Raw genomic sequence first — 11,527 nt, forward strand, 5'->3', positions numbered from 1 at the left:
TTCGCTGCGCTCGCAATGACGATAGTGGCGGTAGCGCAGGGACTTAACGCGCGTCACCCCCGTGGCCAAGCAACAGCAGGCGCCTCTTGACGCCTACTGTGCATGGGGTTGTTTTCGCGTTTTTTACTCAGCCCCGTCCGACGAACGGCATCTTCGTCGCCATCACCGTCATGGTCAGCACGTTGGCGTCGAGCGGCAGGCCGGCCATGTAGGCGACGGCGTCGCCGACGGCCTTGGCGTCCATGCGCGGCTCGTGCTTGGTGGTGCCGTCGGGCTGCAGCACGCCGGGGCCGTTGACCATGCGATCGGTCATCGGGGTCGCGGCATTGCCGATGTCGACCTGGCCGACTGCGATGTCGTACATGCGGCCGTCGAGGTTAGAGGCCTTGGTGAGGCCGGTGATGGCATGCTTGGTCGAGGTGTAGGCCGCCGAGAACGGCCGCGGCGCGTGCGCCGAGATCGAGCCGTTGTTGATGATGCGGCCGCCGCGCGGGCTCTGGTCCTTCATGATGCGGAAGGCGTGCTGGGTGCACAGGAACGGGCCGGTGAGGTTGGTGTTCACCACCGCCTGCCACTGCTCCAGGCTGAGGTCCTCGAAGTTGACGGCGGGCGCACCCATGCCGGCATTGTTGAACAGCACGTCGAGCCGGCCATAGGTCGCCTTCACCTTGTCGAACAGCGCGGCGATGGAATCCGGCTTGGTCATGTCGGCGGTGACGCAGAGGCTCTTTCCGGCGGGGCCGAGCTTTGCGGTCTCCTCGAGCATGTCGAGCCGGCGCCCGACCAGCACCACGGTGAAGCCGATGTTCATCAGCGCCAGCGAGGCCGCGCGGCCGACGCCGGTGCCGGCGCCCGTCACCAGGGCGATCTTCTTTGCTTCACTCATCGTTTCCTGCCTTTTCTCTTGAGCTGTCAGGTTTTGGGTTCTTTTTCGTTCTTGTAGGGCGGGCGCGGAATGTTCTGATGCGCCGCACGCAGCGCAGCCGACCAGCGCGAGCGCAGATCGTGGAAATAGGGCTCGCCCGCCTCGATGCGGTGGTTGAGGTCGGCCTCGCAGGCGTCGGCGCGCACCACCAGCACGTCGATCGGCAGGCCGACGCCGAGATTCGAGCGCATGGTCGAGTCCATCGAGATCAGGCCGGTCTTCAGTGCCTCGTAGAGCTCGACGTCGTAATGCATGGCGCGGTCGAGCACCGGCTTGCCGTATTTGTGCTCGCCGATCTGCAGATAAGGCGTGTCGGTGGTGCACTCGATGAAATTGCCGGCGGTGTAGACCATGAACAGGCGCATGCGCGCGCCCTTGATCTGGCCGCCGAACAGGAAGGAGACGTCAAAGGACACGTCCTCGGATCTCAGCGCCGGCCCCTCGGTGGCGTGCACGGCGCGGATGGCCCGGCCGATGCGCTGGGCCGCCTGGAACATGGTCGGCGCGTTCATCAGCGTCTCGAGCTCGCCCGTGTTGGGGTCTTCCAGGCCTTCAGTCAGCGTGGAGAGCACGGACTGGCTGATCGCGAGGTTGCCGGCGCTGGCGATCGCCATGATGCGATCGCCCGGCTTGGAGAAGATGTGCAGCTTGCGGAAGGTCGAGACATTGTCGAGGCCGGCATTGGTGCGGGTGTCGGCGATCATCACCAGACCGTCCCGAACCAGGATTCCGCAACAATAGGTCATTTCCAGTCCCCGAACGCGTTTGCGCGGAATTACTAGCCAATTTCGGGGGGGCATGAAACCCCCGATTCCCGGGGGTGAGGGCCGTCATGCCTGGGCGCGACGAAGTCGCGAGCTACGGGTGCGCGCGCCCCGGAATGACGACTGGTTCTGGCCTCAATCCGCCGCATCGGCCAGAAACGCCTCGTCGACCGGCACGCCGAGCGCCGTGACCAGGCGGTTGGTCTCCGCGGCCATGCCGACGATGGCGAGCAGCTCGCCATATTCGGCTTCGCTCATCCCCTTGGCCCTCGCGGCGGCGGTGTGCGAGTGGATGCAGTAGCTGCAGCCATGCGCGATCGACACCGCGACATAGAGCATCTCCTTGACCTTGGGATCGAGCGCGCCCGGCGCCATCACCTCCTTGATGCTCTCCCAGGTCCGCCGCAGCGTCTTCGGATCATGCGCCAGCGCACGCCAGAAATTGTTGACGAAGTCCGACTTCCGCACCTTGCGGATATCGTCGAAGACGGCGCGCGCCTCGCTGGAGAGTTCGTCGTCCGAAAGCAGTTTTACGGTGGCCATGGGTACCTCGCTGGGACAGGTCTGATCCCGCAAGTTTAGCACGGCGCATGTGTCGTTCGGCGGCGGCTAGCTCTGCCACTGCGATTGCGACTGCCCGCCGCGGCCGGCCTGGTCGACCTTCACGGCCACCGTCAGCGTCTCCGCGCCGCCGCCATAGCGGGTGCCGCGCACGGGGGCCGCGCCGAGATAGTCGAGCCCGATCGCGACGCGGACATGGGCATCGGTGGCGCAGATGCTGTTGGCGGGATCGAAGCCGACCCAGCCGAGATCGGGCACGAAGGCTTCCGCCCAGGCGTGCCCGGCGTCCTGGTGCAGCATGCCGTCCGCGCGCAGGAAATGGCCGGAGACGAAGCGCGCCGGTACGCCGCCGGCGCGGGCGCAGGCAATGAAGATATGCGCATAGTCCTGGCAGACGCCGCGCTTGAGCGCGAATGCCTCCGCCGCCGAGGTGCCGCTGTTGGTCGGGTCCTCGTCGAACGTCATGTGATCGGCAATCTCGGTCATCAGCGTGTGCAGGAAGCCGAGCGTGTCGCTCTCGGCCTCGCTGCGCAACTGGCGCGCCACCGCCGCCATCGCCGGGTTGACGGAGGTGAGGTCGGTGGAGCGCAGGAACATGCCGGCCGGAAAGCGCTCGTCGGTGCCGCGCAGCACGCCGCCGGTGTCATGGGTCTCGATCAGCCCTTCGGCGGTGATCTGGATGTCGCCGACAGGCCCGCAGGACAGCACATGGGTGACGTTGCCGAAGGCGTCCTCATGCATGTCGAGCTTGGTATCGGTGGAGACGTCGATCTGCCATTCCGCCACATATTGCCCGTCATGGCTGCCGGGCGTCATGCGCAGGATCTGGATCACGCTCGTGGCCGGCGGCTCGTAGCGATAGGTCGTGGTGTGCAGGATTCGCAGGCGCATGGTGTTTTGATTTCCGTCATTCCGGGGCGATGCGTCAGCATCGAACCCGGAATCTCGAGGTTCCGGGTCTGGTCCTTCGGACCATCCCGGAACGACAGCGTGGATCAGATCAAATACTGCTTCGTGATGATTTCGCCCAGCCTGGAATTGTCCGTGATGAATTCCTGAATGAATTCATGCACGCCGTGCTGGAAAATGTCGTTCATGTTGCTGTGTTCCAGCCGGTTGCGGACGCCGCGGGCGTGGCGCTGGGCCGGGCCCTGGCGGCCATAGGCGACGCCGATCTGGTCGAGATTGCGCACGAGATTGTCGTAGCAGCTCGCGAGCGAGCGCGGCAGCGTGCCGTTGAGGATGAGCAGGTCCGCGACCAGCCAGGGTTTGAGCGTCTCGCGGTAGACCCAGTGATAGGCCGTCAGCGCCGACACCGAGCGCAGGATCGAGCTCCACTGATAGAAGTCGAGCGGACCGCCGACATGCTCCTCTTCCGGCAGCAGCACGTGATACTTCACGTCGAGAATGCGCGCGGTGTTGTCGGCGCGCTCCAGGTGCAGGCCGAGGCGCGAGAACCAGTAGGCGTCGTTGCGCAGCATGGTCCGGTAGGCCGAGCCGTCGAAGCGCAACGAGGTCTCCTGCACGAAGCGCAGGAACTTGGCGAGATCCTCGCGGGTCGACGTGCCCTTGCTCCAGACCTCCTGCAGCTCGATCCAGGCCGAGTTGATGGTGTCCCACATCTCGCTGGTCAGCGCGGTGCGCACCGAGCGCGAGTTCAGCCGCGCCGCCTCGATGCAGTTCCTGATCGAGGACGGATTGTCCACGGAGAAGGAGAGGTAGTCGACGACGTTGTGCTCGTTGGCTTCCTCATATTGCCGATAGAAGCTGCCGGCGACGCCCGCGGTGAGCAGCGCCGAGTCCCATTCGTTGGTCTTGCCGATATAGGCGGCGGGAAGCGCGGTGACACGCAAGGTCGCATCGATGGTGCGCGCGAGATATTCGGCCCGTTCGACGTAGCGGGCGAGCCAATAGAGGTTTTCGGCGGTACGCGACAGCATCGAGCTACTCGTCCAGGATCCAGGTGTCTTTGGTGCCGCCGCCCTGGCTGGAATTCACGACCAGGGAGCCTTCCTTCAGCGCAACGCGGGTCAGGCCGCCCGGCACGATGGTGGTGCGTTTGCTGCCGGTGAGCACGAAGGGCCTGAGGTCGACGTGGCGCGGCGCGAGGCCCGAGGCGGTGCAGGTCGGGCAGGTCGAGAGCGCCAGCGTCGGCTGTGCGATGAACCCTTCCGGCTCGCGCTTGAGCTTCTCGCGGAACGCTTCGATCGTGGCTTTGGTCGCGGCCGGGCCGATCAGCATGCCGTAGCCGCCGGAGCCGTGCACTTCCTTGACGACGAGCTCGCTCAGATTGTCCAGCACATAAGCGAGGTCCTTCGGCTCACGGCAGCGCCAGGTCGGCACGTTCTTCAGGATCGGCTCTTCGCCGAGATAGAACTTCACGATGTCAGGCATGTAGGAGTAGATCGCCTTGTCGTCGGCAATGCCGGTGCCAACCGCGTTGGCGAGCGTGATGTTGCCGGCCGCATAGGCCGACATCAGCCCGGGCACGCCGAGCACGGAATCGGGGCGGAAGGTGAGGGGGTCGAGGAAGTCGTCGTCGACGCGGCGATAGATCACGTCGACCCGCTTCAGCCCCTCGGTCGTCCGCATGAACACTTCGTTGTTCTTGACGATGAGGTCGCGGCCCTCGACGAGCTCGATGCCGAGCTTGTCGGCGAGGAAGGAGTGCTCGTAATAGGCGGAGTTGTAGACGCCCGGCGTGAGCAGCGCGACCGTCGGCTCGCTGGATGCGCTGAGCGGCGCCACCGAGCGCAGCGCCGAGAGCAGCTCGTCCGGATAGCGCTCGACCGGCGCCACCCTGTGGCGGGCGAACAGATCCGGAAACAACCGCATCATGATCTCGCGGTTTTCCAGCATGTAGGACACGCCGGACGGCGTGCGCGCATTGTCCTCCAGCACGATGAAGTCCTCGGCGTCGACCCGGACGATGTCGATGCCGGCGATGTGCACGTAGACGTCGTGCGGCACCTGCTGGCCGTTCATCTCGGGGCGGAACACCGGGTTCTGGAAGATCAGATCGTCGGGCACGATCTCGGCGCGGAGGATGTCGCGGCCGTGATAGATGTCGCGCAGGAACATGTTCAGCGCCTTGACGCGCTGCTTCAGTCCCTTCTCCAGCAGCGACCATTCCTTGCCGGACATGATCCGGGGGATTACGTCGAACGGGATCAGCCGCTCGGTCGACTCCGAATCGCCGTAGACCGCAAAGGTGATGCCGATCCGGCGGAACAGCAGCTCGGCCTCCTGGCGGCGATATTCGAGCGCCTCGGGAGGGGTCTCCTTGAGCCAGCGCGCCAGCTCCTGGTAGGCGGGGCGAAGGTCCCCGCCGGGAATATTCATTTCGTCAAACGCGACTGCCATAGATCCCGACTGTTCTCCCCAGGCGTTGCGCCATTGGTCAGGTCGTTTGGTCCTTGGTGGAGACCGCAACGTCCTGTGGCCATGCCGTGAGAGTGCATGACTTCCGTAGGAGGTAGCAAGGGCCGGGCCAGCGCGATAAGCATGGACTGGCAGCGTTTGCCGGGGAGGAGCGGCGGCCTGCCTCAAAAAATGGCTGAGGACTGCTTATTTCGGCAGCAAAACCGCGTGACTTCAACGCGTTACCCCGGCAAAGTCGGCGCCACAGGTGAGGGACTTAAGGCATGAGCGAGATCGTCACGGCGGGCATTCTGGTCATTGGGGACGAAATCCTGTCCGGCCGGACCAAGGACAAGAATATCGGCTTCATCGCCGAATACCTGACCAATATCGGCATCGACCTGAAGGAAGTCCGGGTCGTCTCCGACGACGAGCCCGACATCATCGCGGCCCTGGATGCACTGCGGCATCGCTACACCTATGTCTTCACAACCGGCGGAATCGGGCCGACCCATGACGACATCACCGCCGACAGCGTCGCCAAGGCGTTCGGCGTCGGCATCGACCACCACCCCGAGGTGGTCGCCCGTTTCCGCGAGCGCTGGAGCGAGCAGGACCTCAACGAGGCCCGCCTGCGCATGGCCCGCATCCCCGATGGTGCCGAACTGATCCAGAGCGCGACCATCCTCGCCCCCGGCTTCAAGATCGGCAATGTCATCGTCATGGCGGGCGTGCCCTCGATCATGCAGGCGATGATGGATATCGTCGCGCCCAAGCTGAAATCGGGCGTGCGCATGCTCTCCGACACGGTGCGCGCCAATGCGCGCGAGGGCGACATCGGCAGCCCCTTGCGCGCGATCGCCGCCGCCCATCCCGACACCATCATCGGCAGCTATCCCTTCATGGACGAGGAGCAGAAGCCCAACACCAATCTGGTGGTGCGCTCGCGCGATCCGGAGAAGCTGGCGGCTGCGATGGCAGCCGTGAAGGACATGCTGGCAGGCTTGAACATCACCCGCTAGCGGGGGATTTTGCCGGCAGGCGAAGCAGGAGACGACAATGGCTGGTGAAGCACCGGAACTGAGCGCACAGGAGCGGGCGGGCAAGGCCTTTCCGGTCTCGTGGGACCAGTTCCACCGCGACTGCCGGGCGCTGACCTGGCGGCTCAACGAGGTCGGCCCGTTCCATGCCGTGATCGCAATCACGCGCGGCGGCCTGGTGCCGGCGGCGATCGTGGCGCGCGAGCTCGGCGTGCGCGTGATCGATACGGTCTGTATCGCCAGCTACGATCACGACAAGCAGGGCGAGCTCCAGGTGCTCAAGGGCATTTCGGATGCGGCCATGCAGCTCGGCGGCGGCACCGGCAAGGGGCTGTTGATCGTCGACGACCTCGTCGACACCGGCAAGACCGGCAGGATGGTGCGCAAGATGCTGCCCGACGCGCATTTCGCCACCGTTTACGCCAAGCCGATGGGGCGGCCGCTGGTGGACACCTTCATCACGGAAGTCTCGCAGGACACCTGGATCTTCTTCCCCTGGGACACCGCACTGTCCTACCACCCGCCGCTGCGCGACGGCGCGGCGTGACGGCTGCCGTCATTGCTTCGCTTCGCTCGCAATGACGCGTGGAGGCGTCCATGCCCCTGCAAAACCGCGTCCTGCCCACCGGCGACATCATCGCGACGCCCCATCGCGGCATGTTCACGGGCAATCGCGGCATCATCCATGATCCCGCCACCAAGACGCTGCTGAGAAAGCGCTGGTCGTCGCCGGCTTGGATCATTTGCCTGTGCGAATTCCGGGGCTGGCGGCGGCCGGTAATGGCGCGGCGGAGCTGGACCGAGCTGTTCTTTCTCGACGAAGCCACCGCCTTCGCCGCAGGGCACCGCCCCTGCTTCTTCTGCCGCCGCGCCGACGCCAACCGGTTTCGCGCGGCCTGGGACAAGGGGAATGGCACGAGCAAGGTGAGTGCGAAGGCGATGGACACCCAGCTGCACCTCGAGCGCCTGGATCACGGCCGCAAGCGCCTGCACCCGCTGCGAGGGCCGCTCGCGGAATTGCCCGACGGCGCGATGGTGCAGCAGGGCGAGGAGAGCTTCCTGATCAGACAAGGCCGGCCGCTGCTGTGGTCGCTGGCCGGCTATGCCGGCGCCGGACACGAGCTGGCGAGTCCCATGCTGCTGACGCCTCCGTCCACAGTGCGGGCGCTCGGCGCCGGCTATCAGCCGGCGCTGCATCCGACCGCTCTGGACTAGTAGAGCGGCCTGCGGATTACCCCAGCTTCTCGCGCGCCAGGGCTGCGCCCGCGCCGAGCGCCATCAGCTTGGCCTCGGCGATCTCGCGCCGCATCGGCGCCATGCCGCAATTGGTGGTGGCGATGATGTTGCTCTTCGGCACGAATTTCGACACCGCGTCGATCACCTTCACGACATCCTCTGCGGTCTCCACCGTGTCGCTGGCAACGTCGATCACGCCGGCCTGCACGATCTTGTTCTTCAGAAGCGCGAGCAGGTCGAGCGGCACTTTCGAATTGCGACACTCGATCGCGACCTGCTGGATCGGGCTGGCGTCGATCGCCGGGAAGATCTGCTCGTACTGCCGCCACTGCGTGCCGAGCGTCTCCTTCCAGTCGGTGTTGGCCTTGATGCCGTAGCCGTAGCAGATGTGCACGGCGGTGGTGCAGGTCAGCCCCTGCGCCGCGCGCTCCAGCGCCTTGATGCCCCAATCGTTGACCTCGTCCATGTAGACGTTGAAGGCGGGCTCGTCGAATTGCACGAGATCGACGCCGTCGGCCTGCAGGGCCTTGGCCTCCTCGTTGAGCAGCTCGGCGAAGGCAAACGCCATCTTGACGCGATCGCCATAGTAACGATCGGCAATGGTGTCGATGATGGTCATCGGGCCGGGCAGCGTGAACTTCAGCTTCTTCTTCGTGTGCGTGCGCGCCACGCGTGCCTCGAAGGCATGGACGCGATCCTTCAGCCGAAGCGGCGCGACCACCTGCGGCACCATCGCCTTGTAGCGATCCTTGCGGATGCCCATCTCGACCTTGTGGGCGAAATCGATGCCTTCGATCTTCTCGAGAAATCCGTGGACGAAATGCTGCCGGGCCTGCTCGCCCTCGGTGAGGATGTCGATGCCGGCGTCCTCCTGGATCTTCAGCCAGATCAGCGTCGCGTCGCGCTTGGCACGCAGCAGCTCGTCGCCTTGTGATTTCCAGGGTGCCCAGAGCATGTTCGGCTCGGCGAGCCATTCCGGCTTCGGCAAGGAGCCGGCGATCGTGGTTGGAAACAGCATGGCGGCCCTCCCGGCAGGTTATGTTGCGCCCCTTCCTGCCATGTCTTAACGTCGAGGTACAGAACAACGAAAGTCGCTCTCTATTCCAGCGGCGGCGACAGGACATACCAAGGGAAGAGCCAAGGGTCAGGTCATGATCGACCTTTATTATGCGCCGACGCCGAACGGCTGGAAAATCTCGATCATGCTGGAGGAGCTCGGGCTTCCCTATACGGTGAAGCCCGTCAACATCCGCGCCGGCGAGCAGTTCAGCCCCGAGTTCCTGGCGATCTCTCCGAACAACCGCATTCCCGCGATCGTCGATCATGATCCGGCTGACGGCGGCGAGCCGTTCTCGGCCTTCGAGACCGGCGCGATCCTGATCTATCTGGCGGAGAAGACCGGCCGCTTCCTGCCGGCGGATCTGCGCGGCCGCTCCACCACGATCCAGTGGGTGATGTGGCAGATGGCCGGCCTCGGACCGATGCTCGGCCAGCACGGCCATTTCGCGCTCTATGCCGCCGAGAAGATCCCTTACGCGATCGAGCGCTATCGCGACGAGGCGGCGCGGCTCTACGGCGTGCTCGACCGGCAACTGGAAAAGACCGGCGCCTATGTCGCCGGCGATTATTCCATCGCCGACATCGCCTGTTTCCCCTGGACCATGACCCACAAGGCGCAAGGGTTTACGCTCGACGACTATCCAAGCGTCAAACGCTGGTATGCCGAGGTCCGTGCCAGGCCGCAGGTGCAGGCGGGGCTTGCGATCGGAAAATTCGTCAAAGAGCCGTTCGACGAGGAATCACGCAAGATCATGTTCGGGCAGAGGGCTAAGGACGTGCTGGGAAAGAGGTAGCGGTCATTCCGGGGCGGCGCGCAGCGCCGAGCTATGGTGCGCAATTGCGCACCTGAGAATCCATCGGGCCGCAGTGACGGTGGTGAAATGGATTCCGGGCCTGCGCCTGCGGCGCATCCCGGAATGACGCGAACAAAGGAAACGCCATGATCGAATTCTTCTTCGACTGTTCCAGCCCCTGGACCTATCTCGCCTTCCACAACATCCAGCCGCTCGCCAAGGAGCTGGGTGCCGAGATCGTCTGGCGCCCGATCCTGGTCGGCGGCATCTTCAATACGGTCAATCCGAGCGTCTATGCGCAGCGCGAGACGCCGGTGCCGCTGAAGGCGCGCTACATGAAGAAGGATCTTCAGGACTGGGCGCGCTCGGCGGGCCTTGCGATCAAGATGCCGCCGACGGTGTTTCCGGTGAACAGCGTGAAGGCGATGCGCGGCTGCATCTGGCTCGGCGACAACGTGGTGCCGTTTGCGACAGCCGTGTTCGAGACGTATTGGGGCGAGGACAAGGACATCTCGCAGGACGCGGTGCTCGCCGAGATCTGCAAAAAGGTCGGCATCGACGAGGCAAAGTTCTTCGCCGGCATTTCGGAGCAGGGGATCAAGGATCAGCTCAAGGCGAATACGGAAGAAGTGGTCGCCCGCGGCGGCTTCGGCTCGCCGACGATCTTCGTGAACAGGACCGACATGTATTTCGGCAACGACCGTCTGCCGCTGATCCGCGAGGCGCTTCTGCGCAGCAAGGCGAGCGCGGCCTGATGGTGCGCGCCGTCGTCTGTCACGCGCTCGGCGAGCCCGAAACCCTGCGGCTCGAAGAGTTTCCGTCGCGCGCCCTGAAGCCGGGCGAGGTGCGGGTCAAGATCCGCGCCGCTGGCCTCAATTTCCCAGACGTGCTGATGGCGGCCGGGCAATATCAGCTCAAGCCGGAATTGCCGTTCACGCCCGGCATGGAAGCCGCCGGCGACGTCACCGAGATCGGCGCCGAAGCGAAGGGGGTTGCCGTCGGCGACAAGGTCATCGTCAAGATGCGCCATGGCGCGTTCACGGACGAAGCCGTCGTCACGCCGTCGCAGCTCACGCCCAAGCCGTCGACATTCGACTACGCGGAAGCGGCGACTTATCTTGCCGGCCATGGCACGGCCTATCACGCGCTGATCGATCGCGGCCGGGTCGAGCCGGGAGAGGTGTTGCTGGTGCATGGTGCTGGCGGCGGCACGGGATTGGCGGCAGTCGAGATCGGCAAGATGCTGGGCGCGACCGTGATCGCGACCGCCTCCAGCGACGAGAAGCTCGCCATTGCGAAGGCGCGCGGCGCCGATCATCTCATCCGCTACGACCGCGAGCCGTTTCGCGATGCCGTCAAGCGCATCACCGACGGTCGCGGCGCGGACGTCGTGTTCGATCCCGTCGGCGGCCAGGTCTTCGAGGACTCGATGCGCTGCATCGCCTGGGGCGCGCGCCTCCTGGTGATCGGCTTCACCGGCGGCATCGGCTCGGCGAGGACCAACCTCCTGCTGATCAAGGGCGCCAGCGTGCTCGGCGTACGCGCAGGCGAAGCGGTACGGAAAAACCCTGCGCTCGGACAGGTGCGTTTGAACGCGCTGCTGCAATGGGCGGAGGAAGGCAAGCTGCGCCCCAACGTCTCACACCGCCTGCCCCTGCACGATTATGCAAAGGCGATGCGGCTCCTGATCGACCGCAAGGCGATCGGGCGTGTGGCGCTGACGATGGACTGATCGGCGTTGCCGCGTTCGTGAGCAGGCGTCGCCTATCTTTTTCTCACTCGTATAAG

At 65.0% G+C, this 11,527-nt stretch carries 13 protein-coding genes; 6 read left to right on the plus strand and 7 right to left on the minus strand.

Annotated features, from left to right (window positions below; genetic code table 11):
• Window positions 1-127 precede the first annotated feature (127 nt).
• The 6 genes from CO669_RS04445 to CO669_RS04470 all read right to left on the minus strand — a co-directional run bounded on the left by CO669_RS04445 (window position 128) and on the right by CO669_RS04470 (window position 5,613).
• Window positions 128-886 carry an SDR family oxidoreductase gene (locus tag CO669_RS04445; RefSeq protein WP_097658347.1) on the minus strand — a complete coding sequence of 253 codons (759 nt, stop codon included), beginning with the start codon at window positions 884-886 and terminating at the stop codon, window positions 128-130.
• 26 nt (window positions 887-912) lie between these two features.
• The gene (locus CO669_RS04450) at window positions 913-1,671 is read right to left on the minus strand and encodes a proteasome-type protease (protein ID WP_097658349.1); all 759 of its coding nucleotides are present in this window, start codon (window positions 1,669-1,671) and stop codon (window positions 913-915) included.
• Between the two features lie 153 nt (window positions 1,672-1,824).
• Window positions 1,825-2,232, minus strand: a complete 408-nt coding sequence (locus CO669_RS04455) for a carboxymuconolactone decarboxylase family protein (RefSeq protein WP_097658351.1) — start codon at window positions 2,230-2,232, stop codon at window positions 1,825-1,827.
• A gap of 66 nt (window positions 2,233-2,298) precedes the next feature.
• Complete coding sequence (locus CO669_RS04460; protein ID WP_097658353.1) at window positions 2,299-3,141, minus strand: transglutaminase family protein; 843 nt, start codon at window positions 3,139-3,141, stop codon at window positions 2,299-2,301.
• 104 nt (window positions 3,142-3,245) lie between these two features.
• The gene (locus CO669_RS04465; protein ID WP_097658354.1) at window positions 3,246-4,190 is read right to left on the minus strand and encodes an alpha-E domain-containing protein; all 945 of its coding nucleotides are present in this window, start codon (window positions 4,188-4,190) and stop codon (window positions 3,246-3,248) included.
• A 4-nt stretch (window positions 4,191-4,194) separates the two neighbouring features.
• Entirely contained in the window at window positions 4,195-5,613 is a 1,419-nt protein-coding gene (locus CO669_RS04470; protein ID WP_097658356.1) for a circularly permuted type 2 ATP-grasp protein, read from the minus strand.
• A 281-nt stretch (window positions 5,614-5,894) separates the two neighbouring features.
• Here CO669_RS04470 and CO669_RS04475 point away from each other — a divergent pair, with 281 nt between their 5' ends.
• The 3 genes from CO669_RS04475 to CO669_RS04485 are packed head-to-tail and all read left to right on the plus strand — an operon-like array spanning window position 5,895 to window position 7,865.
• Window positions 5,895-6,632 (plus strand): competence/damage-inducible protein A, encoded by a 738-nt coding sequence (locus CO669_RS04475; protein WP_097658358.1) that lies wholly within the window; start codon window positions 5,895-5,897, stop codon window positions 6,630-6,632.
• A 37-nt stretch (window positions 6,633-6,669) separates the two neighbouring features.
• Entirely contained in the window at window positions 6,670-7,197 is a 528-nt protein-coding gene (gene gpt, locus CO669_RS04480; RefSeq protein WP_097658360.1) for a xanthine phosphoribosyltransferase, read from the plus strand.
• Window positions 7,198-7,247: 50 nt separating this feature from the next.
• Complete coding sequence (locus CO669_RS04485) at window positions 7,248-7,865, plus strand: hypothetical protein (RefSeq protein WP_097658362.1); 618 nt, start codon at window positions 7,248-7,250, stop codon at window positions 7,863-7,865.
• Window positions 7,866-7,881: 16 nt separating this feature from the next.
• Here the strand turns inward: CO669_RS04485 and CO669_RS04490 are convergent, their stop codons facing one another.
• Window positions 7,882-8,904, minus strand: coding sequence for a methionine synthase (locus tag CO669_RS04490; protein ID WP_097658364.1), 1,023 nt, complete (start codon window positions 8,902-8,904; stop codon window positions 7,882-7,884).
• Window positions 8,905-9,037: 133 nt separating this feature from the next.
• On the opposite strand from CO669_RS04490, the gene CO669_RS04495 reads away from it, so the two are divergent.
• From CO669_RS04495 to CO669_RS04505, 3 genes are all read left to right on the plus strand, one after another.
• A complete protein-coding gene (locus CO669_RS04495; protein ID WP_097658366.1) occupies window positions 9,038-9,739 on the plus strand; it encodes a glutathione S-transferase N-terminal domain-containing protein in 702 nt (233 codons plus the stop codon).
• A gap of 146 nt (window positions 9,740-9,885) precedes the next feature.
• A complete protein-coding gene (locus CO669_RS04500; RefSeq protein WP_097658367.1) occupies window positions 9,886-10,494 on the plus strand; it encodes a 2-hydroxychromene-2-carboxylate isomerase in 609 nt (202 codons plus the stop codon).
• Window positions 10,494-11,471 (plus strand): NADPH:quinone oxidoreductase family protein, encoded by a 978-nt coding sequence (locus CO669_RS04505; RefSeq protein ID WP_097658369.1) that lies wholly within the window; start codon window positions 10,494-10,496, stop codon window positions 11,469-11,471. The genes CO669_RS04500 and CO669_RS04505 overlap by 1 nt, the downstream gene beginning before the upstream one ends.
• Window positions 11,472-11,527 lie beyond the last annotated feature (56 nt).

The organism is Bradyrhizobium sp. Y36 (genome assembly GCF_002531575.1).
In the GTDB taxonomy this organism is placed as follows: Bacteria; Pseudomonadota; Alphaproteobacteria; order Rhizobiales; family Xanthobacteraceae; genus Bradyrhizobium.